Annotated in this window: 16 protein-coding genes, 2 tRNA genes and 3 rRNA genes; 7 read left to right on the plus strand and 14 right to left on the minus strand. The window is 42.6% G+C overall.

All coding sequences use genetic code 11. The features are described from left to right. Window positions 1-171 precede the first annotated feature (171 nt). The 7 genes from rrf to F2A31_RS14765 form a co-directional block, all read right to left on the minus strand. Window positions 172-286: ribosomal RNA gene (gene rrf, locus F2A31_RS14735) — 5S ribosomal RNA — on the minus strand. A gap of 241 nt (window positions 287-527) precedes the next feature. Beyond that, window positions 528-3,419 (minus strand): 23S ribosomal RNA (locus F2A31_RS14740). A gap of 330 nt (window positions 3,420-3,749) precedes the next feature. Continuing rightward, a tRNA-Ala gene (locus tag F2A31_RS14745) sits at window positions 3,750-3,825 on the minus strand. A 71-nt stretch (window positions 3,826-3,896) separates the two neighbouring features. Then, window positions 3,897-3,973 (minus strand) — tRNA-Ile (locus F2A31_RS14750). Between the two features lie 59 nt (window positions 3,974-4,032). Next, a 16S ribosomal RNA gene (locus tag F2A31_RS14755) occupies window positions 4,033-5,569 on the minus strand. The 16S, 23S and 5S rRNA genes sit together here with 2 tRNA genes alongside, the layout of an rRNA operon. A gap of 533 nt (window positions 5,570-6,102) precedes the next feature. Continuing rightward, window positions 6,103-8,076 (minus strand): BCCT family transporter, encoded by a 1,974-nt coding sequence (locus F2A31_RS14760; protein ID WP_150027276.1) that lies wholly within the window; start codon window positions 8,074-8,076, stop codon window positions 6,103-6,105. Between the two features lie 276 nt (window positions 8,077-8,352). Further along, a complete protein-coding gene (locus F2A31_RS14765; RefSeq protein WP_150027278.1) occupies window positions 8,353-8,949 on the minus strand; it encodes a TetR/AcrR family transcriptional regulator in 597 nt (198 codons plus the stop codon). A gap of 85 nt (window positions 8,950-9,034) precedes the next feature. On the opposite strand from F2A31_RS14765, the gene F2A31_RS14770 reads away from it, so the two are divergent. Beyond that, entirely contained in the window at window positions 9,035-10,243 is a 1,209-nt protein-coding gene (locus F2A31_RS14770) for an oxygenase MpaB family protein (RefSeq protein WP_150027280.1), read from the plus strand. 55 nt (window positions 10,244-10,298) lie between these two features. Here F2A31_RS14770 and F2A31_RS14775 read toward each other — a convergent pair whose 3' ends face one another. Next, complete coding sequence (locus tag F2A31_RS14775; protein WP_150027282.1) at window positions 10,299-12,014, minus strand: cation acetate symporter; 1,716 nt, start codon at window positions 12,012-12,014, stop codon at window positions 10,299-10,301. A 1-nt stretch (window position 12,015) separates the two neighbouring features. Then, complete coding sequence (locus F2A31_RS14780; protein WP_004637510.1) at window positions 12,016-12,348, minus strand: DUF485 domain-containing protein; 333 nt, start codon at window positions 12,346-12,348, stop codon at window positions 12,016-12,018. A gap of 186 nt (window positions 12,349-12,534) precedes the next feature. Here F2A31_RS14780 and F2A31_RS14785 point away from each other — a divergent pair, with 186 nt between their 5' ends. Beyond that, window positions 12,535-16,026: a hybrid sensor histidine kinase/response regulator gene (locus F2A31_RS14785; RefSeq protein WP_171490607.1), complete on the plus strand. Its 3,492-nt coding sequence runs from the start codon at window positions 12,535-12,537 to the stop codon at window positions 16,024-16,026. A 371-nt stretch (window positions 16,027-16,397) separates the two neighbouring features. Beyond that, window positions 16,398-17,156, plus strand: coding sequence for a hypothetical protein (locus tag F2A31_RS14790; RefSeq protein WP_150027286.1), 759 nt, complete (start codon window positions 16,398-16,400; stop codon window positions 17,154-17,156). A 43-nt stretch (window positions 17,157-17,199) separates the two neighbouring features. Here F2A31_RS14790 and F2A31_RS14795 read toward each other — a convergent pair whose 3' ends face one another. The 3 genes from F2A31_RS14795 to def form a co-directional block, all read right to left on the minus strand. Then, a complete protein-coding gene (locus F2A31_RS14795; protein WP_150027288.1) occupies window positions 17,200-19,296 on the minus strand; it encodes a TonB-dependent copper receptor in 2,097 nt (698 codons plus the stop codon). Window positions 19,297-19,368: 72 nt separating this feature from the next. Beyond that, on the minus strand, window positions 19,369-19,806 hold the full coding sequence (locus F2A31_RS14800) for a DUF2946 family protein (RefSeq protein WP_150027290.1): 438 nt from the start codon (window positions 19,804-19,806) through the stop codon (window positions 19,369-19,371). Between the two features lie 20 nt (window positions 19,807-19,826). Then, the gene (gene def / locus F2A31_RS14805; protein WP_150027292.1) at window positions 19,827-20,357 is read right to left on the minus strand and encodes a peptide deformylase; all 531 of its coding nucleotides are present in this window, start codon (window positions 20,355-20,357) and stop codon (window positions 19,827-19,829) included. Window positions 20,358-20,483: 126 nt separating this feature from the next. On the opposite strand from def, the gene F2A31_RS14810 reads away from it, so the two are divergent. From F2A31_RS14810 to F2A31_RS14820, 3 genes are read left to right on the plus strand one after another with little or no spacing between them, the layout of a single operon-like run. Continuing rightward, window positions 20,484-21,635 (plus strand): LysM peptidoglycan-binding domain-containing protein, encoded by a 1,152-nt coding sequence (locus tag F2A31_RS14810; RefSeq protein WP_150027294.1) that lies wholly within the window; start codon window positions 20,484-20,486, stop codon window positions 21,633-21,635. An 11-nt stretch (window positions 21,636-21,646) separates the two neighbouring features. Beyond that, window positions 21,647-22,777 (plus strand): DNA-processing protein DprA, encoded by a 1,131-nt coding sequence (gene dprA, locus F2A31_RS14815; RefSeq protein WP_150027296.1) that lies wholly within the window; start codon window positions 21,647-21,649, stop codon window positions 22,775-22,777. Window positions 22,778-22,813: 36 nt separating this feature from the next. Further along, window positions 22,814-23,383: a Sua5/YciO/YrdC/YwlC family protein gene (locus F2A31_RS14820; RefSeq protein WP_150027298.1), complete on the plus strand. Its 570-nt coding sequence runs from the start codon at window positions 22,814-22,816 to the stop codon at window positions 23,381-23,383. Between the two features lie 376 nt (window positions 23,384-23,759). Here the strand turns inward: F2A31_RS14820 and F2A31_RS14825 are convergent, their stop codons facing one another. Beyond that, window positions 23,760-24,680: a DMT family transporter gene (locus F2A31_RS14825; RefSeq protein WP_150027300.1), complete on the minus strand. Its 921-nt coding sequence runs from the start codon at window positions 24,678-24,680 to the stop codon at window positions 23,760-23,762. Window positions 24,681-24,782: 102 nt separating this feature from the next. Then, window positions 24,783-25,430 (minus strand): TetR/AcrR family transcriptional regulator, encoded by a 648-nt coding sequence (locus tag F2A31_RS14830; protein ID WP_150027301.1) that lies wholly within the window; start codon window positions 25,428-25,430, stop codon window positions 24,783-24,785. A gap of 146 nt (window positions 25,431-25,576) precedes the next feature. Here F2A31_RS14830 and F2A31_RS14835 point away from each other — a divergent pair, with 146 nt between their 5' ends. Next, the gene (locus tag F2A31_RS14835; protein WP_150027303.1) at window positions 25,577-26,800 is read left to right on the plus strand and encodes an MFS transporter; all 1,224 of its coding nucleotides are present in this window, start codon (window positions 25,577-25,579) and stop codon (window positions 26,798-26,800) included. The last annotated feature ends 4 nt before the right edge of the window (window positions 26,801-26,804 follow it).

A 26,804-nucleotide genomic window follows, 5' to 3' on the forward strand; every position in this document is an offset into this window, starting at 1 on the left:
ACTTCATTTGTTCTATTTAAATATTTATATTTGATTTAGATATGACAATAAAGTGTTTTTAATACAATTTAGTACCACCACAATAAAAATTGCTAAGCACTTATTTTCAACCTTTTCTTCATGCCATAAAAAACACCCCCAGCCATTAGGTTGGGGGTGTTTGAATTTAAAAGCTGGCGATGACTTACTCTCACATGGCAAGTGCCACACTACCATCAGCGCGAAGAGGTTTCACTTCTGAGTTCGGGAAGGGATCAGGTGGTTCACTCTTGCTATTGTCGCCAGCAAACTGTTTTGGCTTTGGGTGGTCTTACTTTTAAACTTATTATTAAGTTCATGCCACTTAGTACCGAAAGAGTTATTAACGGATTAGTAGAACATAAAGCATAGCTTTATGTCTTGCGCTCGGGCAAAGATTATTAATCTTTGCTTATCCTCGCTCATGAGTCTGTATTGTAACTAGTTTTAACACTAAATCAAGTTATGTATTGAATTTATCTTGAATACAACAACTGTTTGGGTGTTGTATAGTCAAGCCTCACGAGCAATTAGTATTGGTCAGCTTCACACGTCACCGTGCTTCCACACCCAACCTATCAACGTCCTAGTCTCGAACGGCTCTTTAGAGGAATAAATTCCTAGGGAAATCTTATCTTGAGGTAGGCTTCCCGCTTAGATGCTTTCAGCGGTTATCCCTTCCGAACATAGCTACCCGGCGATGCGACTGGCGTCACAACCGGTACACCAGAGGTTCGTCCACTCTGGTCCTCTCGTACTAGGAGCAGATCCTCTCAAATTTCCAGCGCCCACGGTAGATAGGGACCGAACTGTCTCACGACGTTCTAAACCCAGCTCGCGTACCTCTTTAAATGGCGAACAGCCATACCCTTGGGACCTGCTTCAGCCCCAGGATGAGATGAGCCGACATCGAGGTGCCAAACACCGCCGTCGATATGAACTCTTGGGCGGTATCAGCCTGTTATCCCCAGAGTACCTTTTATCCGTTGAGCGATGGCCCTTCCATACAGAACCACCGGATCACTAAGACCTACTTTCGTACCTGCTCGACTTGTGGGTCTCGCAGTTAAGCGCGCTTTTGCCTTTATACTCTACGCGTGATTTCCGACCACGCTGAGCGCACCTTCGTACTCCTCCGTTACTCTTTAGGAGGAGACCGCCCCAGTCAAACTACCCACCAGACATGGTCCTCGTCCCGGATTACGGGACAGAGTTAGAACCTCAACATTACCAGGGTGGTATTTCAAGGACGGCTCCATTGGAACTAGCGTTCCAACTTCAAAGCCTCCCACCTATCCTACACAAGTAAGGTCAAAGTTCAATGTCAAGCTGCAGTAAAGGTTCACGGGGTCTTTCCGTCTAGCCGCGGGTACACTGCATCTTCACAGCGATTTCGATTTCACTGAGCCTCTGCTGGAGACAGCGCCGCCATCATTATGCCATTCGTGCAGGTCGGAACTTACCCGACAAGGAATTTCGCTACCTTAGGACCGTTATAGTTACGGCCGCCGTTTACTGGGGCTTCGATCAAGAGCTTCGCTTACGCTAACCCCATCAATTAACCTTCCAGCACCGGGCAGGCATCACACCCTATACGTCCACTTTCGTGTTTGCAGAGTGCTATGTTTTTAATAAACAGTTGCAGCGGCCTGGTTTCTGTGGCTGCCAATAGCTCAGGGAGCAAGTCCCATCACCGTCAGCAGCGTACCTTCTCCCGAAGTTACGGTACCATTTTGCCTAGTTCCTTCAGCAGAGTTCTCTCAAGCGCTTTGGTCTACTCGACCTGACCACCTGTGTCGGTTTCGGGTACGATTCCTGTGTAACTGAAGCTTAGAGACTTTTCCTGGAAGCATGGTATCAGCCACTTCACTGTACAAGTACAGCTTGCTATCAGTTCTCAGCATAGAGTACCCCGGATTTGCCTAAGATACATGCCTACAACCTTCCACCTGGACAACCAACGCCAGGCTGACTTAACCTTCTCCGTCCTCTCATCGCATTACACAGAAGTATTGGAATATTAACCAATTTCCCATCGACTACGCCTCTCGGCCTCGCCTTAGGGGTCGACTCACCCAGCCCCGATTAACGTTGGACTGGAACCCTTGGTCTTTCAGCGAACGGGTTTTTCACCCGTTTTGTCGTTACTCACGTCAGCATTCGCACTTCTGATACCTCCAGCATACTTCTCAATACACCTTCATCGGCTTACAGAACGCTCCCCTACCACTTGACTAAAAGTCAAATCCGCAGCTTCGGCACATAGTTTTAGCCCCGTTACATCTTCCGCGCAGGCCGACTCGACTAGTGAGCTATTACGCTTTCTTTAAAGGGTGGCTGCTTCTAAGCCAACCTCCTAGCTGTCTATGCCTTCCCACATCGTTTCCCACTTAACTATGATTTTGGGGCCTTAGCTGGCGGTCTGGATTGTTTTCCTCTTGACTACGGACGTTAGCACCCGCAGTCTGTCTCCCGGATAGTACTCATCGGTATTCGGAGTTTGCATCGGTTTGGTAAGTCGGGATGACCCCCTAGCCGAAACAGTGCTCTACCCCCAATGGTATTCGTCCGAGGCGCTACCTAAATAGCTTTCGGGGAGAACCAGCTATCACCAGGCTTGATTAGCCTTTCACCCCTATCCACAAGTCATCCCCTGGCTTTTCAACGACAGTGGGTTCGGTCCTCCAGTTAGTGTTACCCAACCTTCAACCTGCTCATGGATAGATCGCCTGGTTTCGGGTCTATACCCAGCAACTATACGCCCTATTAAGACTCGATTTCTCTACGGCTCCCCTATGCGGTTAACCTCGCTACTGAATATAAGTCGCTGACCCATTATACAAAAGGTACGCAGTCACACCACGAAGGTGCTCCCACTGCTTGTATGCATGCGGTTTCAGGATCTATTTCACTCCCCTCACAGGGGTTCTTTTCGCCTTTCCCTCACGGTACTGGTTCACTATCGGTCAGTCAGGAGTATTTAGCCTTGGAGGATGGTCCCCCCATATTCAGACAAGGTTTCACGTGCCTCGCCCTACTCGTCATCATTGTGTGTGCCCTTTCGTGTACGGGAATATCACCCTCTACGTTCGCACTTCCCAGAGCGTTCCACTAGAACACACACAACTTAATGGGCTGATCCCCGTTCGCTCGCCGCTACTAAGGGAATCTCAATTGATTTCTTTTCCTAAGGGTACTGAGATGTTTCACTTCCCCTCGTTCGCTTCAATAACCTATGTATTCAGTTATTGATACCCGCCTTTTAGCGGGTGGGTTCCCCCATTCAGATATCTCCGGATCAAAGGATATTTGCCGCCTCCCCGGAGCTTTTCGCAGGCTATCACGTCTTTCATCGCCTCTGACTGCCAAGGCATCCACCACATGCACTTAATTACTTGACTATACAACCCCAAACAGTCGTTAACACATACAAGTGAGTGTTATCGTTGCAAACTTAATTGCTACTGGTTTGTTGTCTGTGAACTTAATCACCATACAGCTTCAATCTAAATTCATATACCAAAACGCTTGATTCAGTGTTTTTGCTAGTTCTCAATTTCATTCTTTCGAATGAATTGAGTGAACAATTTATTTCAGACTCAATTCTACTAATCTGTTAATGATTAACTACAGCCTCGTCAGCTTGCAGTAAACTGTGATAAATCACAGAAGTTAATAAGCGTTTAACTTACTAAGTTCTGTAATCTTTAGCTCGTACTTCGTAAAGTACGTGGTGGAGACTAGGAGAGTCGAACTCCTGACCTCCTGCGTGCAAAGCAGGCGCTCTACCAACTAAGCTAAGTCCCCAGCTTACAATCATCATGAACGATATATCTTTTTATCTAGCAGCTTGTGATTATTCATCACTTCGTCAGTAGTGGTGGGTCTGACAAGACTTGAACTTGTGACCCCACGCTTATCAAGCGTGTGCTCTAACCAACTGAGCTACAGACCCTCAGATACATCTTCGAAGAACAACTTGTTGTGGATTCTTACCAGTCACCAATCTTTCGTTAAGGAGGTGATCCAGCCGCAGGTTCCCCTACGGCTACCTTGTTACGACTTCACCCCAGTCATCGGCCACACCGTGGTAACCGCCCTCTTTGCAGTTAGGCTAGCTACTTCTGGTGCAACAAACTCCCATGGTGTGACGGGCGGTGTGTACAAGGCCCGGGAACGTATTCACCGCGGCATTCTGATCCGCGATTACTAGCGATTCCGACTTCATGGAGTCGAGTTGCAGACTCCAATCCGGACTACGATCGGCTTTTTGAGATTAGCATCCTATCGCTAGGTAGCAACCCTTTGTACCGACCATTGTAGCACGTGTGTAGCCCTGGCCGTAAGGGCCATGATGACTTGACGTCGTCCCCGCCTTCCTCCAGTTTGTCACTGGCAGTATCCTTAAAGTTCCCATCCGAAATGCTGGCAAGTAAGGAAAAGGGTTGCGCTCGTTGCGGGACTTAACCCAACATCTCACGACACGAGCTGACGACAGCCATGCAGCACCTGTATCTAGATTCCCGAAGGCACCAATCCATCTCTGGAAAGTTTCTAGTATGTCAAGGCCAGGTAAGGTTCTTCGCGTTGCATCGAATTAAACCACATGCTCCACCGCTTGTGCGGGCCCCCGTCAATTCATTTGAGTTTTAGTCTTGCGACCGTACTCCCCAGGCGGTCTACTTATCGCGTTAGCTGCGCCACTAAAGCCTCAAAGGCCCCAACGGCTAGTAGACATCGTTTACGGCATGGACTACCAGGGTATCTAATCCTGTTTGCTCCCCATGCTTTCGTACCTCAGCGTCAGTATTAGGCCAGATGGCTGCCTTCGCCATCGGTATTCCTCCAGATCTCTACGCATTTCACCGCTACACCTGGAATTCTACCATCCTCTCCCATACTCTAGCCATCCAGTATCGAATGCAATTCCCAAGTTAAGCTCGGGGATTTCACATTTGACTTAAATGGCCGCCTACGCACGCTTTACGCCCAGTAAATCCGATTAACGCTCGCACCCTCTGTATTACCGCGGCTGCTGGCACAGAGTTAGCCGGTGCTTATTCTGCGAGTAACGTCCACTTATCCAAGATATTAGCTTGGTAAGCCTCCTCCTCGCTTAAAGTGCTTTACAACCATAAGGCCTTCTTCACACACGCGGCATGGCTGGATCAGGGTTCCCCCCATTGTCCAATATTCCCCACTGCTGCCTCCCGTAGGAGTCTGGGCCGTGTCTCAGTCCCAGTGTGGCGGATCATCCTCTCAGACCCGCTACAGATCGTCGCCTTGGTAGGCCTTTACCCCACCAACTAGCTAATCCGACTTAGGCTCATCTATTAGCGCAAGGTCCGAAGATCCCCTGCTTTCTCCCGTAGGACGTATGCGGTATTAGCATTCCTTTCGGAATGTTGTCCCCCACTAATAGGCAGATTCCTAAGCATTACTCACCCGTCCGCCGCTAGGTCCAGTACCGAAGCACCTTCCCCCGCTCGACTTGCATGTGTTAAGCCTGCCGCCAGCGTTCAATCTGAGCCATGATCAAACTCTTCAGTTAAAATCATTTGCACCTTAGTTAAGACAAGGTGCCAATTCTGGCTCATCAATTACTGACTTAATATTCGCTCAAATAAACTTCGAGAAATTTAAACCAATTAATCAATGAAAATATATTCGATCGATCAACCAGTAAAAATCCACACAAGTTGTTCTTCTATTCTCTTAATGATCTTCTCGATGATTCGTCATCATCAAGCTAGGTCGGCTATATTACTCTAAATTTCTTTAAAGTCAACTGGTAATTTAGATATTTTATCAACTTATCAACCACACCAAGAATCTAACCACTTTAAGCCAAATCCTTGTTTATCAACAAGTTTTTATCCGCATCACCGCCGATGGATGTGCATTCTACAGCATTCACATAACAACACAACCCCTTTTCTTCTTATTTCCTTTTGCATGCTTCTTTTTTCTACAAAAAAAGCGAGTTTGTCTATTTTATCCACGAAAATATGATTTTTTTCTCGTTCTAAATGAAAAAAGACATCCTTTCGGACATCTTTTTTTCATTTTGATTGATCGATTGGCCTAACTACGAACCACATTGAGGAAATATAAATGCCGTTCATATTGATCAATAATATCTTGGATCAAATCTTCCTGTGTCCAGTCCATTACATCATAATTTTGACCACCTTCTCTTAGAAAGACTTCAGCTTGAAAGTATTCTCGGTCTTCATCCTCAGCCTCACTCTGCCCCAACATAAAACTAGGTGGTGTGGTTTGATGAGAAAAAACCGTATATTCAAAATTAATTTCCTGATGATGATCCACACGTAAACGTAAGCCCTGTTCCGTTTCATCAATACTGACTTGTAATTTACGGCGTTTAAATTCCGCTTGTACAGCTTCAAATGCTTTTCTGACTTGTGTTGCAATATACTGCTTCACCTCATCTTCAGTATGAGGATAATGCATAATCAAGCCTAAACGTTGCTGCCAACTTCGTGGATTATTCATTGCCCTTGGTGTTGTGCGTGCTTCGATCAACATCTTGGCTTTGGTTGCATCAAGATTTAAAGCTTTCAATAACCCCCACCCCATCAATAGCATAATTAATGCAAACGGTAACGCACTGACTAACATTGATGCTTGTAATGTTGATAAACCGCCAACCAAGAGTAAGCAAATCGTCAGCGTGGCGATCAGCACCACCCAAAATACTCTTTGCCATGCTGGTGTCTCTTCATTTTTAGCAGTTAAGTAGTTCACTACTAATGCACCTGAATCGGCTGAAGTCACAAAGAAGAGTAAAACTAGTAATGCAGCCAACAGACTCATTACACCAGAGAATGGTAAATGATTTAAAAATTCAAAAAGAGCTACAGATGAATCTTTTTGCACCATTTGCATTAATGCAATATTGTTTTCTTGCATAATGCTAAATAGTGCAGCATTTCCCCAAAATCCCATCCAAACGATTGTAAAACCCGTTGGAATAAGAATAACTCCAAGAATAAACTCTCGAATGGTACGCCCACGAGATACACGGGCAATAAACATCCCCACAAACGGCGACCAAGCAATCCACCATGACCAATAAAATACAGTCCAACCGCCAATCCAACCTGTTGACTCATATGCCTGAAGATTAAAAGTCATCACAAATAAGTTAGATAGATATTGCCCCGTATTCTCAACCGTTGTACGCAGTAAATGTAATGTCGGCCCAACTAAAAAAACAAAGGTGACCAAAACAACAGCAAGGATCAAGTTCAGTTCAGATAAACGCTTTACACCTTTATCTAAACCAGCAAATACAGATAAAGCAGCCAAAATACTGACAAAAATAATCAGTACGATTTGTGTTGAAGTACTTTGATCAAGACCGAATAAATAATTTAGGCCTGCGTTGACCTGCAACACACCAAAACCTAATGAAGTCGCAACACCAAAAATCGTACCAACTGTTGCAAAGGTATCAATTGCATCCCCCCAACGCCCATAAATTCGTTTACCGATAATCGGATATAGAGCGGAACGTGTTTTAAGGGGTAAATTATGGCGATAAGCAAAATATGCCAGTGACAAACCTACTAACGCATAGACAGCCCATGCATGTACTCCCCAGTGGAAGAAGGTAATTCTCAATGCTTCTTTGGCTGCTTGAACAGTTTCAGGATCACTATTTGGTGGGGTTACATAGTGCATGACAGGTTCAGCCACACCAAAGAACATGAGTCCTACGCCCATCCCTGCGGTAAACAGCATCGCAAACCATGAACCTTTACTATAGTCTGGCTGACTATGATCTGGGCCTAGTTTAATATTGCCACTCGCGGAGCAAGCGATATAAACCAAAAGAACAAGGAAAATCGCCACACATAAAATATAGAACCAACTAAAAGAATCGGTAATCCATTGCTTTGCTTGGGCAGATAAACTCTCAAAAATACCAGGGGTAAAAATAGCAAACGATAGAAATAAAGAGATAATCAATACCGTGCTAAAGAAAACATTTCGGTTGACGTTGGACAACCAAGATGATGTTTTGGAATGCATATTTTCTCCATACTATTCTAATAGCTGTTGCGTTGCTTAGGCACACTAGAAGACGGAAAGTGAATAATAAAAAACGTCTAATCTATAAAAAAACTCATCAGAGTTTATAAAGGGAACAATCAAAACTGTGAGTACAGAAATGATAACTTTCCAATAAAAAACCACTATGTCGGTTATTTTTAGGGTAACAAAGAATGTACTGAACACCTAATCATCAACCACTTTGCTCACCAATACACTACACATTACTGTGTGTTGATAATCGGAATGTAGTATTTAATCCGTCGCTAAAAAGGCAATAATCATTTTCGCTAATTCTTGTTGAAGCCTTTGTTCTTCAATTAAAAAGGTGTTTTTACTGGCATAACGCATCATGGTAAATAAGGTACTGTTGATGATGACAAAAGATTTATGCTTCAACGTTTCAAAATCCCAATGTGGATAATATCGTCCAAATAAATACATCCCTATTTCTAAAAAATGTTGCTCCAAAACCTGTGCGGCTTCCGAATCACTATACGCATGCCAATTTTTTAAAATCTCAATAAAAAAGCCTTGATCAGATTTTAATGTTTCAAAACCAAAAGCTATGCTTAATGTGATGATGTCTTGAATAGAAGCTTGCTCTTGCAAGACCACTAACTGTTTTAAAGCTTGCCCCAAATTTTCACTTTTCCGTAATAGCAACTCGGCAATAATTTGCTCTTTATTTTCGAAGTATTGATAAATCGAGCCAACACCAACACCTGATTTTTCAGAAATTTTGGGCGTAGTGACCTGTAGCACCCCATGCTCAGCAATGCATTTTTGTGCACCCTCTAAAATACTTTCCACGATCATTTTGGCACGTTGTTGCTGTGGGCGTTTTCTCATGTCCAGCCTCAATATAAATGCGAATTGAATACGAATATTTATTCGTATTAAGCTTTGATTAGATAATAATCTGAGGCGTGATGCAATGCTGAATCTAAATAAACCTAAGCGTTTGGCTCCCTATGAGCAAATGGCTCAATCCAGTATCACCAGTAAAGTATTAAGTTATTTCATTAACCAAGACATACAGCCAAATTATGACGAATATCTGGCACTTAATACGGCATTACAAAGTGGCGATGAGCCGATGGATCAAGTGGTGCAATGGATGTTGCAAAATCCCAAACAACACCGTAAATACTTTGAAACCGCACTCTATGAAGGACTCGACAAACTTCCTCATAACATTCCTGAACTTACTCATTTTTTCCATTTGGTTGAACAAAAACCGGTTTGGTATGAGCAGCATAAAGTTGATGCTGCTATCAAATTTACCTATCGCTTAGGTATTAATAACGGTTTGATTTTAAGAGATTTATCATTAATGACAGGCTACATGTACCCTGGATTTAATCAGCCATTGATTTTGACAGGTGCATTAAAGAAACAAGCCGGCACTCGACTTGCTGAAACCACAAAATGGTGGGTGGATATCACTGAACCAGATGGCTTTACACGTTTCGGTAAAGGTTTTACTTCAACGATCTATGTCCGTTTCATTCACGCTCTGGTTCGTCATCAACTGCATAAATCAGAAAAATGGGATGCCGAAACGTGGGGGCTTCCAATCAATCAATATGACCAAGCAATGACCAATATTGCATTTAGTGGTGTGGTTTTAATTGGCATTCGTGCCCTCGGTATTTTTCCAAATAAACAAGAAGTCGATAGTTTTTTACATTTTTGGAAATATGCTGGCTGGTTGATGGGAATTGAAGAGAAATGGCTAGTTGATCAAGAACGTGATGGTTGGAAACTCATTTATTGGATGCAGTTTGCTCATCCCCAGTCTGATGCGAGCAGCATTTCATTGGGATCCAGTCTTTCCAAAGAACCTTTTGAACGTCAATACCGTTATTTACGCACTTTTCAACAAAAACTCGCCTATAAACAACATTTAGAAATTACCCAGTTTTTTATTGGTCGTAAGAAAATGAAACGCCTTGGTTTGGATGCTCAATCTGCATCATGGTTTGCTTACTATCTGATACTTCGTAATCTCACTCTCTATACCAGTGCCAAATATATTGCGCCAATCAACCAATTTCTTGAACGAAATGGACGACAACTACAGAAAACGGGGCTGTCGTTATATCGAAAGCAATCGCAACAACTTGCCAGTATGCATCAATAACCATTGAAAAAGCCCTCAATCAATTGAGGGCTTTATCTTTATATCAATATGTTGATTAGTGATCAGATGCACCTGTAGCACCCACCCCAGTCATCGAACGCACATATTGCGCATCAAATGCCTTACGGTCTTTTTCTGCACGTGCAGACTTATCTGTTACAGAGAAGAACCAACAACAGAAGAATGACAATGGCATCGCAAATAATGCAGGACCATTGAATGGGTTTGGTGCAGTATCAGAAATACCCAACGTATCAACCCAAACTGCTTTAGAAAGAATAATTAAGCTGACCGCACCAATCAAACCAACTAAACCACCAATGACCGCACCACGTGTGGTCAACCCTTTCCAAAACATAGACAACACAAGGATTGGAAAGTTTGCACAACACGCAACCGAGAACGCCAAACCAACCATGAATGCAACGTTTTGTTTTTCAAATAAAATACCAAGTACCATCGCAAAAACAGCTAAACCTAAAGTTGCAATTTTTGACATACGTAGCTCAGATGCAGGCGTAGTTTTACCTTTTTTGAATACGTTTGCATAAAGATCATGTGAAATCGCTGATGCGCCTGACAGAGTTAATCCAGCAACCACCGCTAAAATTGTGGCAAAGGCAACCGCAGAGATAAAGCCCATGAATAAATCGCCACCGACTGCATCACTCAGATGCACCGCAGCCATGTTATTCCCCCCCATCAATTCTAACTTTCCTGTCACTGCCATTTTTGCAAGATCAAGGAATTGTGGGTTGTTGGCAACGAATAAGATTGCACCAAAACCAATGATAAAGGTTAAAAGGTAGAAGTAACCAATGAAACCTGTGGCAACCACAACAGATTTACGTGCTTCTTTCGCATCTTTAACTGTAAAGAAGCGCATTAAAATATGTGGTAAACCAGCCGTACCAAACATTAGTGCAAGACCAAGTGAAACAGCATCAATTGGATTTGCTGTCAATGAACCAGGACTCATGATTCTTAAAGCTTCATTCCAGCTTAAGTGATGGGCTTGACCATAAGCTTCAATCGCCTGATTGAACATGTTACTAAAGCTAAACCCAACGCCTTTCATCACCATGAAAGCCATGAAGGTTGCACCACTCAGTAGCATCACTGCTTTGATGATTTGAACCCATGTTGTCGCCAACATCCCACCGAACATGACATACGCCATCATCAGTAAGCCAACGATCACTACCGCAACATTATAGTTCAGACCAAAGAGTAGTTTAATTAACTGACCTGCTCCCACCATTTGTGCAATCAGATAAAATGCAACCACCACCAATGAACTCATTGCCGCAAGAGTACGTACAGGCTTCTCTTCCAGACGGAAAGACACCACATCTGATAAATTATATTTACCTAAATTACGTAAACGCTCGGCAATTAAGAACAATACGATGGGCCAACCGACCATAAAGCCGAGTGAGTAAAGTAAACCATCAAAACCTGACATGAAGACCATGGCAGAAATACCGAGAAACGATGCGGCAGACATGTAGTCACCAGCAATCGCTAAACCATTTTGGAAACCGCTAATACCGCCACCCGCAGTATAGAAGTCTTTAGCAGATTGAGTTTGCTTTGCGGCCCACTTGGTAATGAATAGCGTTAAACCAACAAAAATTGCGAACATGATAATCGCGTGCCAGTTGGTTGCTTGTTGCTCCGCCGCACCCAAATCAGGTCCTGCAAATGCAATACTTGAACAACAAAAACTGATCACGGCGAAAAGTTTTGCTGTAAATGACATTCCTTTCATCTTAATGCATCCCTTTTTCATGCGTGATCGCCTCAACTTCCTTGAGTGCCTCTTCATTCAGTTGATCAAGCTTATTATTGGCAATGTAGGAATACACACCACATAATAAAAATGACAACACGATGATGCTCAAACCAAGGGGGATACCTACAGTGGTTACTCCTCCGCTAAATGAGCTTCCTAAAAATTCTTTGTTGTAGCCGACCAAAAGCATAAAACCGACATAGATAAACAGCATAATTCCTGTGAGTGTCCAGCTTAAGATACTTTTCCGCCTCACCATTTCCTTAAATTTTGGATTACGTAGAATCTGGTCTACTTGTGAATCATCCATAACCAACTCCTTATTTTTGTGTCCGACCATGGACCCCTTTTTCTCTACGGGATTCTTCACTATCCAAGTTAGCAAGTTTATGATGATGCCGTAACTTAGACTTTGGTCTCTACAAACGTATTGATACACTTCTCCAAGCCCATGCTTCGGGTATGATAAAAAATGGAATTTGATTACGTGAGCAATATGAACAGCTGGCTTATTCTTGGCGTACTCGCACTTTATATTGCGTTGTTATTTGGTTGTGCTTTTTTTGGAGAAAAACACGCCAGTCGCCTCAGTGCGCGTGGTCGAATGTTGCTGTTCAGCTTAACCTTAGGGGTATATTGTTCATCTTGGACATTTTATGGAGCAACAGGTGCTGCTGTTCGTGAAGGCATCCTGTTTCTACCTATTTATCTTGGTCCATTATTATTTATTTGGTTTGGTTATGATATCTGGAAACGTTTAGGACGTATCCGACAATACCATTCCATTTCATCAATTGCAGATTTCATTGCTGCTCGCTACGGAAAAAGTGGTCGTTTGGCAGCCTTAGTCACGATATTAGCTGTAATTGCAATCGTGCCTTATCTCGCCCTTCAGCTCCATGCAATTGCCTTAAGTGCAGCAGTAGTTTTAGAGCCCAACTCACAAATTCATACCACAACCAACAGTGTCTTGATGCTTACAGCGCTGTTAGCCATTTTGGCAATGATTTTCGGAACACGTCATATTGCAAATACCGAACAACACGGTGGTTTGATGCTTGCCGTCGCGTTTGAATCTTTTGTCAAACTATTTGCTTTACTTTGTGTTGCTGGATTTTTCTTGTTGCAGTCCCCTGAAAACATTAAACAGGTCAGCCATGATGTATCGCAGCATTTTTATAATGTACAGCAACTCGGCGTACCTGAAACCTTCTGGGTTCAAACTTTACTTGCTGCCCTTGCGATGATTTGCCTTCCACGCCAATTTCATGTTGCTGTGGTTGAACTTCGTGATGAAAAGCATATTCATGGCGCACGACTCTGGTTTGCCATCTATTTAATTTTAACAACACTCGCGATCATCCCTATCGCGAGTTGGGCTTTAAATGCCCTTCCTGAATCATTGGGCACCTCAGATATTGCTGTTTTAGCATTACCACTCAGCTATCAGCAGGATTGGCTGGCGCTTTTAGCTTTCTTGGGAGGCTTTTCCGCATCCACAGGAATGTTACTGGTTGCATCAGTCGCACTTTCCATCATGCTGAGTAACGATTTGATTATGCCTGCACTTTGGCATTTCAAAGTGATTTCTCGACATGATCCCCAGCTTCCCAAAGTGCTTAAGCTAACACGGCGTATCAGTATTCTGAGTGTCATGTTACTTGGCTTTTTATTTTTTAATTTCTTTAATGATATTAATCAACTTTCAGTATTTGGTCTTTTAGCATTTAGTGCCGTAGCACAATTCGCACCTTCTCTCATCGGCGGATTATATTGGCGTGGTGCGAGTCGCCAAGGGGTCTATGTCGGATTGATCGTTGGTTTTTTCATGTGGAGTTACACTCTACTTTTTCCGACCTTATTACGCAGTCTGCCTGAAGATTATCAGAACATTGCCCAACATATCTTATTGTTTGGGCCGTTTAACATTCATAGCCTCCGTCCTGAAGCGCTACTCGGTTTTGAGTCGTTTGCGCCATTAACACACGGTGTGCTTTGGTCTTTAGGATTGAATCTCATTTTATATATCTGGATTTCAAGACTTTACCGCCCAAGTATCGCCGAGCAAATTCAAGCTGAGAGCTTTTTTTATTATGAAACCAAGCCTGTAGCATCTACGCATGCAACTGTAGATCTGAATGATTTACATCAAAACGCAGCTCGGCTCAAAGTTGGAGACTTATTGGCACTTGCCAAACGCATTACGGGAGAACGACCAACCAACCAAGCCTTCCAACAATTCTGCGAACAGAACCACATTGTTTTAAATGAAAATCATGTCGCCAATGGTATGTGGTGGCGGTTCACTGAACAATATCTCGCTGGCATTATTGGGGCCGCCTCTGCACGAACTTTATTGACCACAGCACTCATCAATAATGGTTTGGCCTTGGGACAAGTGGCCAATATTTTGGATCAGGCCTCACAATGGCAACGTTTTAATCAAAACCTGTTGATGACCATGATTGATCACATGACACAAGGTGTAAGCGTGGTCGATAAAAATATGTGTTTGGTCGCTTGGAATAATCAATATTTAAAACTGTTTGATTATCCCAAAGATCTGGTTTATGTCGGTTGCCCAATTGCAGATTTGATTCGTTATAACGCAGAACGTGGTGAATGTGGCCCCGGTCCTGTTGAAGAACATGTACGTAAACGCCTTCACTGGATGAAGGTTGGAAGTGCACATGAGTTTGAGCGAATCCGTAAAGATGGGCGTGTCATTCAAATGCGAGGCAATCCGATTAAAGGCGGTGGTTTTGTTACCACCTTTGCAGATATTACGGCCTTCCGTACCAATGAAGCGGTACTCGAAGAACGTGTGCACGACCGAACCCAGCAGCTTGCAGATGCACTGAAAGAACAGCAATTAGCACTCGAGCAAGCCGATAAAGCCAATCAATCTAAAAGCCGCTTCCTTGCCGCAGCCAGCCATGACTTACTACAACCCATGCACGCTGCACGCTTGTTCAGTACCGCATTAGAACAAAGCGTACATTCAGCCGAAGACCAACAAACACTGCAACAACTTGATCGCGCCTTATATGGGGCGGAGAGCATGTTGTCTGCACTGCTAGATATTGCACGATTAGAAGGCGGAACGATTCAGCCTAAACGTCAAGCTTACGCACTACATGATTTACTCAGCGATCTTGAACTACAATTTAAATCGATTGCCGCTCAAAGAAATATCCAGCTCAAAGTCCACGACACAAAATTTTGGGTCGATACTGATCCGCAATGGATGCGACGTATTATCCAAAACTTCGTGAGTAATGCACTGCGCTATACCGCCCAAGGCCGTGTGGTGGTGGGTGTTTTACGTTCAGCTCAGCGTCCAAATCATATCCGGATTGGTGTATGGGACACAGGACCAGGCATTAATGAACAACAACGGATCAAACTTTTCCAAGAGTTTGAACGCTGCGGACATACCTCACCTTGGGGAGAACAAGGACTGGGGCTTGGCTTGGCTATTGTCCAACGCATGACTCATTTATTGGATTTTCCAGTCTATGTGTACTCTGAATTAGGCAAAGGTTCCTGCTTTATGATTGAAGTGCCTTTGGCGGAAGCAAGAAAACCTCATGTCGTACCTACACAAAATACTGCGCTGCAACATACTGCCTACAAAGTACTATGCCTAGACAATGACGAGACCATTCTAGAAGGTATGCGCACCTTATTAGGTAAATGGGGATATAAAATTTTCACTGCCACTGAACCTGAAGAAGCTCTGAAACTGATTGAACAAGAAGATATTCAAGTCTGGTTGATCGATCAGCATTTAAATCAAGATCAACTTGGTTTAGATTTTATCGAGCAGCATCGACCTGCCCATGTACCTGTTGCCCTGATCACTGCAGATTCAGATCCTGAATTACCACAACGGCTCAAAGAGCAAAATATTGTGCTACTTCGAAAACCATTGAAACCCGCTGCTTTACGTGCATGGCTATCAGGATTAAAAATTATGCCGATGTAATCAATTCTGTGAACTGATTAGATATTTCTCTTTGGCCAAAAGCGTAATGTCTCAACAAAATAGCAATATATTTTGAAACATAGGCGTAAAACACCAAAATAATTAGATTTAGCAGATGATAAAGTGACCAAAGTGCTCAAAGCTTTTTTGACTATGGCAAAAATGTTCACTTACATTACAGAACATTTGTATATTTATTTACAATTTAACATCTATTTGTTTTTATTTAAATTTAACATCTCAAATCGACATATGAGACTTTAGTCGTATTCTACTTGCTTTCTGAATAACGCATAAATTTATGCGTATCAAGAGGAACCTAGGTTCATGTTTTGGGTTTCTCATTATTATTATCAGAAAGGACATTGAGCATGAATCAGCAGCCTACATCAGAACTTCGTTCACAACAATTTTATCGCCAATACAGTGCCAATGCGTTATTACCAGAATTGGACTGGAAAGCGATTTTTGTACAAAATAAATTAGATGACGCGCATATACGTGCACTTGATACGCTTTATCAAACAGCAATTCCTTTGGCTTTAAAGGTCTTTGATGAATTGAATTTTGATGTATTTGCACCTGCTGCATACCAGCCTCAGGGACTTGGACTGTTTGAAAAGCTCGCTCAACAGGAAGAATTGTTTTTAAATACATTAGAAACTGAATCAGCACATCTCGATGAAGAAACACGATATCAGATGTGGAGTATGTTATTACGTGGCGGTGCGGTACTCGTCTTTAAGGCATGGCTTGGTCATGTTAAAGCAGGGGCTAACCAACTCGATCGTACTCAATTTGATGAGCTTTCAGATTTATTGTTCATCAAAACACGCCCTGAACAATTGGCACAACATTTAAAAATTCGTAGCACAGCTGAATTCGGACATATTTTCTTGATGTATGAAAATGATGTATTCCTAGATCATTTTAATAGCTTAGAAACGGCTGCTTTGTTTGTTGATCTGGGCGTTTATGATGCTGCATTCTTAAGTCTACGTGATGACCGTGTCGCCGAATATCTCAAAGCCAATGGGTATGTCACTCAAGAACAGATTGATGACTTACAATGTGCACTCAATCCGTTGTACTGCGATAGCCTAATGCCAAAACAAGATTGTTTAGCTTAAATTTTAAAAACAAGGTGGAAGTATCCACCTTGTTTTTTGTTGCTTAGAACTTCATGCTCATGCGCATCCAGTAATTTCGACCAATATTATTGAACTGTTCACTGGCGCCATAACCAAACATCGAAGCGCCTGCTTTATTAAGATGCTCGGTATAAGTTTTATCTAGAAGGTTATCAATACCAACCGAAACATCCATTGCCTTGGTTAATTGATAACTACCGTTCACTGCTAATGTATTAAACGACTTGCTTTCATTCATATCATAACCCACCACATTCCCTTCATTTAGGCTGATACGATTCTGCTTAGCGACCACACGCCACAATAGCCCCAAGCTATACTTATCCTCGACATAACGAAGATTAATACGTCCTTCTAAAGGTGCGATTTGTGGCAAGGCACGATCATCAGAGGTATTTTTCCCCCAAGCATACATGGTGGATACATCCGCTTGGATCTGATCATTAAATTGGTAACCTACACCCGCTTCTGCCCCGGCAATCGTTGCATCCACATTACGCGCCAAAGGCTGTCTCTTAGCCGGTGTATTATATTCCAACAAAATAAAGTCTTTGATTAAGCCGGCATAAGCAGAAGCCCAAGTGTTCCATGCACCATGTTCTGTTTGAAAACCAACATCCAGTTGTGCTGTACGTTCATTTTTGAGATTGTTTAAATTATCAAGCATACGATAGGTAGTTTTCCCCATCATATCTGTTGCTCCAACCCCACGATTTGTTGAAGTACTATACAGCTCCCAGAAATCAGGGCTGCGTTCAACATAACCCAGACCTGCATAGGTTTTTACACCATGTTCAGGTATAGTTTTTTCGATACGGATGAAACCACTTGCCAATGTATCACGGCGATCTTTACCATTTTTCAAGTTATCAATTTTGACTTGATCAATACGTGCGCCTGCAACTAGCTTTTGGTCAGAATCAACATTGTAGGTCCACTCGCTAAACCCACCATAAGACTGGAATTTTAAATCTTCAGCATAAGGTGAATTCATTGATGGCATGGCATACATCACCATGTCCCCACCATGCTTATTATGCTGTGTGTCTACGCCTGAAATGACACTAAACTTATCCCAATCAGTTGTTACGGCGAAACGCGTATTTAAGGTCCGGCGATCAACACGCATCGACATTTTATTAGGTATAGTCATGTCCATACCATGCATTTTCATCGTCGTCATGGGTGGTGTACGCAAGCTAAAATTATCCATGATGTGATCGTTATAACTATAATCCACTTGGGCTTCGATCTTTTTAATCACCTCATTTAGATTCTTTTGTTCAGCATGTAAACCAAGGCTTTCTCGTTTAAATTGCGAACCATCCATACTACGACCAGCATAGGCTGCTTCGCCATCGCCCTTACCAGCACGCAGTTCCAACCATGAATCCTGTGTCGGTTTCCAACCTAAGGCGAGATCAGCATTCCAACGCTCCCAGTTAGAATGAACGGTTTGATCATCACCATCTTTATAGTTGTCTGCTACGGAGCGATTGGCATTCAAACGTGCATATTTCGTCTCATCCCCAATTGCGGCTTCGACATTGTGATCTAAACGTCCATATGACCCTGTCACCACACTCGCCTGCCCACGATAAGGCTGATCTTTGCTGAGACTCTCTGGTTGACGCTCAAAAATCACCGTGGCAGCCGAACCTGGTGTTGCATACCGTACCGTTTGTGGTCCTTTAATCACGGTAATTTTGTCAAAGCTTTCAGGCTGAATATAAGATGTTGGGGCATCCATACGACTCGGACATGCCCCCAGATTTTCACTACCATCAACGAGCATTTTAATCCGTGAACCAAACATTCCACGGAATGTCACATCACCATTGGTTCCCCCATTTTTAATCGCATTAAAGCCCATAATACTCTGTAAATAGTCTGCTCCATCCGTTGCTGGCACGGGTTGGATGGGCTTCTTCGGGTCAGCCTGCACCACTAAACCATTGCTCTCATTTGGTTGTTGTGCGGTGACGACAATCGGTGTAAGTATCACTTGAGCCGTTTGAGATTGTGGTTGAACTTCAGTATTTGCCCATACCATCGCAGTATTTGAGGCAGCAAGAATCGCAACCGTTAACGGTTGTAATAAAAATTTAGGTTGAGCCATGATTGGTCTCTCTTAAAACATAAGTAAAACTGGGCTAGAGTTACGTAAACCCTAATAAATTAAAGTTTTAATTTATGCAGAAAGAGGTGGAGCCCGCCCTTGGGGCAATAAGAACAGTCGTTGCAGTGCAAAATAAACATGCTTGAAAGCTTGCTGATACGCAACTAACCGCACTTGAATCCGAACTAAAACTTCTTTGATCCCCAGTTCAGGTGGCAAAATCAAATTGGCATAGACGGTACAATATTGGCATTGATGATTGGGATCGTGGTGATCATGCTGTGTCACCGATGCTTGAGTCTGATCAAGCTGGTAACCATGATGCGAGGAGTGTTGCACATGTTGATTATGCGCTGTTATGACTTTTGGTAGCAGCAACGCCTGTGTAATCGTTTCACAGACCGGTGCAATCTGATATTGCTTCGGCAGTAATGGCTGCAAGAATACCGCAATCTGTAAACAGACCGCGGTAAACGCAAGCAATAAACCACAACGAAACAAAGAAAACATCTTCAAATAATTTTCACAGCTTAACGTTTAACTGCAACTTTTTCTTTTTCGCGCTGACGAACCACTTTTTCGACCTTTTCACGCGCACGTTGGCGTTTTAGTGGTGATAAATAATCAACAAAAAGTTTACCATTTAAGTGATCCATTTCATGTTGAATACAAACAGCGAGAAGTTCGTCAGCTTCTACCTCAAATGCTTGACCTTCAAGGTTAATTGCTTCGATTTTTACGCGTGACGGACGCTCAACTTTATCGTATATTTGAGGCACAGAGAGACAGCCTTCTTCATAAGGCTGCGTTTCTTCAGTCAGCGGAGTGACTTTGGGGTTAATGAACACCATCGGTTGGTTTTTCTCTTCAGAGAGATCCATAACAATAAGCTGAATATGATGATCAACCTGAGTTGCCGCTAAACCTATACCCGGTGCCTCGTACATGGTTTCAAGCATATCTGCTGCAAGCTGACGAATCTCATCAGTGACTTCTTCGACTGGCTTGGCAATGGTACGAAGGCGGGGATCAGGGAAACTTAGAATAGGTAATAAGGCCATACTGACATCCTCAACTTATGCCGTTGATCAAAAAACCGACTGAAGGGAATGCTTGATCAAAAAAAAATTGTGTGTAAAGTCGTTATTATAACGCAACTACACACATAATTTTTAGGAATTATGATAATGAAAAAGGTTTTAAACGGCATACAATCATTTCATGCCTTGGGGTTAAAAAAACAACTGATTGCCGCTGCAATTTGTGCAGGACTGGGCATGAATGCCAATCTTGCACATGCTGCAAGCCCAAACGTTAGCCCACCTTCAGTAAAAGTGGGTGCACCACATGTTTATGTGGTCAAAAAAGGCGATACACTTTGGGATATTTCAGGTAAGTTTTTAAGCAAACCTTGGCGTTGGCCTGAGATTTGGGCAAGCAATAAGCACGTTAAAAACCCACATTGGATCTATCCCGGCGATCGCTTACTGCTTTGTAGTCTGAACGGTAAGCCATTGGTGGGCAAAGATGAGGGAGATGGCTGTGCGGGTATTATTCGTCGTTATACAGGCAACACTTCAACATTACGCCCACAGGTGCGTGTCGAAGCACTCAACAATAGCATTCCAGTTATTCCATTAACCCATATTCAGCAATGGCTCGAACGGACAACCATTCTTCCAGCTGATGCCATTACACATACCCCATACATTCTCGGCACTGCTGATCAAAGAGTACTTGCTGGCAAAGGTCAACGCGTATATGTTCGTGGTAATGGTATCGAGAATGGTCAACGCTATGGTATTTTCCGTGAAGGGGAACCTTACACCATTCTTGATGAGCATGGTAAAAAGCAAATTCTTGGCATTGAATTGACCCAAGTTGCTTCAGGTGTGACCATTAGCAATGAAAAGGATATTACAACCGTCGAACTCACCGATAGTTATAATGGTGAAGTCCGTCGTGGCGATCGTGTCATGCCAGAACACGACGCTATGTTACCAACATTATTCTACCCAACCGATGCAAACCAAGTTAAAGATGGCGGTAAAATCATCCGTGTCATGGGTTCAATTGGCACAGCCGCTAAAAATGGTGTTGTCACTGTTGATCGTGGCACAGCTGATGGGATTGAAATCGGACAAGTATTTAATGCTTATCAAGACGGCGAAACGGTTAAAGACCCTAAGACCAAAGAAAATGTCAAACTACCAGGGCAATATGTCGGCAGTGTGATGGTCTTTAAGAGCTTTGACCGTATCAGCTATGCCTATGTACTTGAAAGTGAGTTACCAATTAAGGTGGGCTCAAGTATCAAACCACCTCGTTTAGATAACTAAGTAGATATCTTATGTTGAATCAATTATTACCACACCACTACCCAGTCGTACTGGTGTGGTATTTGGTTCAACATTCGCTTTCCAGTTTTCAAAAAATTGTCGACTATTTTGGCGATTGCGAACAAGCAACCCAAACCAACCGTTTTTCTGAATGGCAACAATTGGGCTTACATGCCAATCATTTAAAACGTTTGGCTGATTTTCAAACATCCGAAGGACAACTACAGTTTACACAATTGGTAAAACTGATCTGCCAACATAGTGATTTCATTTTAACCCCTCAAGATATTGGCTATCCGACACAGCTTCTCCCCTATCCAGATCGTCCTCCAATACTGTTTGGACAAGGGAATCCGCACGCTTTATTGCAACCACAAATTGCAATGGTGGGGAGTCGTAAGCCTAGCCCACACGGACGACAAGTCGCTTATGATTTTGCGTATTATTTAAGTGAAAAAGGTTTTTATATTAGTAGTGGTCTAGCACATGGTATAGATCATGCAGCTCATCAAGGTGGATTAGCTCACCAACGAACCATTGCTGTTGTAGGGACTGGATTAGACCGTGTCTATCCAACTCAACATGTACAGCTAGCCCAGCAAATTGCACAGTCGGGTGCTGTCATCTCTGAGTTCCTTCCCTCCACTATGCCTTTACAGCAACATTTTCCTCGCCGTAACCGGATTGTCAGTGGTTTAAGTCTTGGTGTAGTTGTGGTTGAAGCCGCAATCAAAAGCGGTTCCCTCATTACTGCCAATCAAGCAGCGAACCAAGGGAAAATGGTATTCGCAATTCCTGGACATATCTATAGTGAATATCATCAAGGCTGTCACCAACTCATTCGAGAAGGTGCAATTTTAGTCGACCACCCAGACCAAGTAATTGAAGATTTAGCCTTACCCACCCAGTGGCAATCCAAACAGCAGCCATCAGAAAAGTCCCCAACTACCACTCCAAGTCTTCCTCCACACTTGGTTGGGCTATATCAGTGTTTAGACTGGGTTGGACAAGACATAGATCAACTGTCGCAACAACAGCAAAATAATATTGCTGAGCTTACCTCACAACTCATGGAGCTTGAATTATTAGGTTTATGCACACAACAAGGCGGACGCTATTTACGTTGCCGTCCAATGCTTTAAACTAAGCTTTGTCTTCTCCTTTTTCGTATACATCACATGATTACTTCCTCTGTTGCTGATGCCGCTCAACTTTTAAAACAAGGACAAGTACTCGCGTATCCTACTGAAGCCGTTTGGGGGCTAGGTTGTGATCCATTCAATCAACAGGCATTTCAAAATATCCTTGAATGCAAACATCGTCCAATTGAAAAAGGTGTCATTTTATTAGCCGGCTGTATTGAGCAAGTAGAGCATTTATTACAAGATCTTGAAGCCACAATTCGGGATCAAGTGATTACCAGTTGGTCAAATCGCCTTGAAACAGAGCGTGCAACAACATGGCTCCTGCCTGCAGACCAACATATTCCAACATGGATCAAAGGACAACATCCTTTAGTGGCAGTACGCGTCACTACACATCCATTATGTGTCGAACTTTGTCATCATTTTAATGGCTTTATTGTGTCTACGAGCGCTAATCCTGCTGGGTTAGCACCAGCCCGCAGCTTAGAGGAAGCACAAAATTACTTTGGTCATTCCCTGCATTACTTAGCAGGCAATCTAGGACTGAGCCAAGAACCGAGTCGGATTCTCAATGCATTAACAGGTGAAATTGTTCGCGCCTAAAATAGGCAAAAAAAAGCTCAGTTATATAGGGATAACTGAGCATAAAAAGGATGTGTATAATCACATCCAGAGGGTTCGAAAATTCGGTCAGCAAGTGAAAAAATGTATCAATTTGCTTCAGTGGATATTATGGCGGAATCATCTCATTTATACAAATATATTATTCCCCTAACAAAAAATGTGAAAAGCATACCATTTTTGTCATCTTTGGATTTTCAATAAAATTATATTTTTATTTTTATTAAGCTTTTTTTTGATGATAATTTTAGCTATTCTTAAAAATATGCCTTCAATATCAAATAGAAAGAATAGTCTTCATACTCATATTTTTGTGCGTTTGTCTATTTTTTAGCCAAACGCACATTCAATGGTCACCTTATCCTGTTGGTTTTAATGCGCGTGAAGACAATTTCACAGTTTTCTTCTGCGCCATAATGATCCCAACTAAGATCATAAAACCACCAAGGGTATGATAAATTGTCCAGCTTTCCATCAACCAAAAACTTGCAATGATTGCTGTAAACACCGGCATTAAATTCATGAAAATACTGGTTCGATTTGGACCTATTGTCTGAACAGCCAACATCCATAACAATGGTGCGATTAAGGATGGGAAGACCCCCGCATAAATTACACTTGCTGCATTTTCAGCATTGATCCAGTCCAGCCCTAACCAGAGTAAAAATGGCAGGTGGTATAACAAAGCGAATCCAATTTGAACATATAGACTAGTCATGAGGGGCAATTGTAATTGCCACTTTTTAAGAAATACACCATAAAAAGCATAAAACCCAACAGCAAGTACCATCACAGCATCACCCCAATGCCCACCTTGCATAAATAAGCTCGAAATATGCCCTTGACCCATGACATAAAGCAATCCAGCAAATGACAGCACACTTCCTAAAATTGCGAATCGATTTGGGCGATCTTTTAAAATCAGATAGGAGATAAAAATGGTAAAGATAGGAACAAAAGCATTGACGATTCCCATATTAGTGGCAGTAGTATAGTGTGCTGCCGCATAGGATAAGCCTTGGTACAACACCATACCAAAAGCACTTAATACCGCCAATTTAGGAATCAGAGGGCGAATCAAAGTACGTTGTTGCCAAATTTTTGGTAACATAAACGGCGTTAATATCAGAAAAGCCACCAACCAACGATAAAAACTAATACTGACTGGTGAAATATAATCAGCAACGTAGCGAGTCACAGCAATATTCAGCGACCAAATCAAGACCGCAATCAATGGCAATACGAATGCCCATTTCTGATATTTAGATAACTGACCCATCAGTTTGTCTCACCTTATTTCAACCATGCAAATATTGTGAGAGATGTCTAAAATAATTGAAATATCGTATATCAGACATTTATATCGCGCTTTAGACATCGATTATTCGAATAATTCCCAAGTCCGCATCGCATGTTCCACCACTTTATGTAATTGGGAGACCGTTGCACCATCCCGTGCTTGCATGGTTAAACCTTGTAACACCGTAGCGTAGAAATCAGCCATTTCCGTTACGGGTACAGTTCCCGCCAAGTCACCATCAGCAACCCCTTGTTGCAGACGCTCTAGTAGCCTTTGCTTGGTTTTCAAACGTTTTTCTAAAATATTATGCTGAATTTGTTGTGCATTATCCGAACAGTTAATGGTTGCCACCACCAACATACATCCTGTTGGTTTATCTGGCTGTGCTAAACGTTGTACATTGTCATAAAGATAAAGTTCGAATGCCACTTTAGCAGTCTTCGCTTCTAAGAAGATCGCTTCAATAGGACAAGCCTCATGCGCCAAATAATAATCAATACATTTATAAAAAAGCCCAGCTTTATCACCAAAACTACTATATAAACTTGGTGCCGTCAGCTCCAATGCTTGTGTTAAGTCACTGACAGATGTCGCTTCATAACCATGCTCCCAAAACAGCAACATTGCTTTTTCTAAAGCCTGTTGCTCATCAAAGCACTTAGGCCGCCCACGCTTTTTTTTGAGCGTGTCGTCACTCGATGTTATTAGAGAATCATCTGCATGGGTCATAGCAATCACAAATATTTTTATAACGATCACTATTAAATTAATTGACGCCATCGCTTTTATCAACTATTTTATTTTTTAACGATCGTTATAAAAATTCAATCTTTTTCAATTTTATTGTTATCTATCTAACAATAAAGGAAATTATTATGGAACAATCATCTCCCACTGATATACGACCCATTGAGTCAAACCCTTCTCAAGGCAATTGGTTTGCATTGCTCTCTGTCACATTAAGTGCTTTCGCGCTGGTCACTGGCGAATTCCTTGCTGTGGGTGTACTTAATGAGATCGCACGAGATTTTCAAGTGTCCGTTGGGACAGCAGGTTTAACTGTTTCGTTAACGGCCATCGTCGGGATGTTTGCCGCAGTATTGATCCCGATATCGGCCAAAACACTGGATCGCCGGACACTATTACTACTGTTAACCTTGCTCATGATTTTGGCCAATTTCATTACAGCTTTTGCGTCCAACTTTGCATTATTACTGTTTGGACGTATTATTTTAGGGATTGCGATTGGTGGCTTTTGGGCAACAGCAGTTGCTCTCAGTGGTCGCTTAGCTCCACCGCATTTACCGATTGCCAAAGCAACGGCTTGGGTCGCTTTCGGGGTAACCTTAGCAAGTGTACTCGGTGTACCTATGGGCACGTGGTTGGCACAGTATAACGGCTGGCGCACCTCTTTCACCGTCATATCACTCATGGGAATCTTGCTTTTTATCTTCCAATACCTCTATTTACCCCAATTAAAACCATCGTCTTCGCTGCGTTGGAAAGAACTTCCAATTCTTGTGCAACATCCCGCTGCTCGTAAGGGGCTGATTATTTTTATCTTTATGGGATTTGCACACTTCGCAGTTTATAGTTATTTTTCAGCCTTTTTTAAACATCAGATTGATTTCTCTGATGGGCTGATTAGCCGTTTACTTTTGGTATATGGAATTGCGGGGATTTTTGGAAATATCTTTGCCGGTTATCTCGGGCAAATCAATATTCGCTATACTTTTGCAGTCAGTGGTTTTGCATTCTTTTTGGCATTTCTAAGCCTGCCAATGTTTGGTGCACATATCATGACCGCTATTGTGTTGACGGCTTTATGGGGCTTCGCTTATGGCATCATACCAACGGCAGTGAATATCTGGATGTTTACTCACGCACCAGAAGCAGTAGAAAAAGGCATGCCAATGGTGACATTGACCTTCCTCATTTTAATTGCCTTAGGCAGTATGTTTGGCGGAATTATTGTCGATCATTTTGATGGAACCATTTTATTCTTTGCCATGCTTCCGCTGGTACTTTGTTCTCTGGTATTGATTTTCACCTTTGCACGCGGTTTAAATAACCCTCAGCTTAGCTGTAAAAGTGAATAAAGGT

Source organism: Acinetobacter suaedae (assembly GCF_008630915.1).
Taxonomy (GTDB): Bacteria; Pseudomonadota; Gammaproteobacteria; order Pseudomonadales; family Moraxellaceae; genus Acinetobacter; species Acinetobacter suaedae.

Bases quoted from the DNA above. Each gene is read 5' to 3' on its own strand.
- F2A31_RS14760 (WP_150027276.1), bottom strand. From the start codon at position 8,076: ATGCATTCCAAAACATCATCTTGGTTGTCCAACGTCAACCGAAATGTT.
- F2A31_RS14765 (WP_150027278.1), bottom strand. From the start codon at position 8,949: ATGAGAAAACGCCCACAGCAACAACGTGCCAAAATGATCGTGGAAAGT.
- F2A31_RS14770 (WP_150027280.1), top strand. From the start codon at position 9,035: ATGCTGAATCTAAATAAACCTAAGCGTTTGGCTCCCTATGAGCAAATG.
- F2A31_RS14775 (WP_150027282.1), bottom strand. From the start codon at position 12,014: ATGAAAGGAATGTCATTTACAGCAAAACTTTTCGCCGTGATCAGTTTT.
- F2A31_RS14780 (WP_004637510.1), bottom strand. From the start codon at position 12,348: ATGGATGATTCACAAGTAGACCAGATTCTACGTAATCCAAAATTTAAG.
- F2A31_RS14785 (WP_171490607.1), top strand. From the start codon at position 12,535: ATGAACAGCTGGCTTATTCTTGGCGTACTCGCACTTTATATTGCGTTG.
- F2A31_RS14790 (WP_150027286.1), top strand. From the start codon at position 16,398: ATGAATCAGCAGCCTACATCAGAACTTCGTTCACAACAATTTTATCGC.
- F2A31_RS14795 (WP_150027288.1), bottom strand. From the start codon at position 19,296: ATGGCTCAACCTAAATTTTTATTACAACCGTTAACGGTTGCGATTCTT.
- F2A31_RS14800 (WP_150027290.1), bottom strand. From the start codon at position 19,806: ATGTTTTCTTTGTTTCGTTGTGGTTTATTGCTTGCGTTTACCGCGGTC.
- def (WP_150027292.1), bottom strand. From the start codon at position 20,357: ATGGCCTTATTACCTATTCTAAGTTTCCCTGATCCCCGCCTTCGTACC.
- F2A31_RS14810 (WP_150027294.1), top strand. From the start codon at position 20,484: ATGAAAAAGGTTTTAAACGGCATACAATCATTTCATGCCTTGGGGTTA.
- dprA (WP_150027296.1), top strand. From the start codon at position 21,647: ATGTTGAATCAATTATTACCACACCACTACCCAGTCGTACTGGTGTGG.
- F2A31_RS14820 (WP_150027298.1), top strand. From the start codon at position 22,814: ATGATTACTTCCTCTGTTGCTGATGCCGCTCAACTTTTAAAACAAGGA.
- F2A31_RS14825 (WP_150027300.1), bottom strand. From the start codon at position 24,680: ATGGGTCAGTTATCTAAATATCAGAAATGGGCATTCGTATTGCCATTG.
- F2A31_RS14830 (WP_150027301.1), bottom strand. From the start codon at position 25,430: ATGACCCATGCAGATGATTCTCTAATAACATCGAGTGACGACACGCTC.
- F2A31_RS14835 (WP_150027303.1), top strand. From the start codon at position 25,577: ATGGAACAATCATCTCCCACTGATATACGACCCATTGAGTCAAACCCT.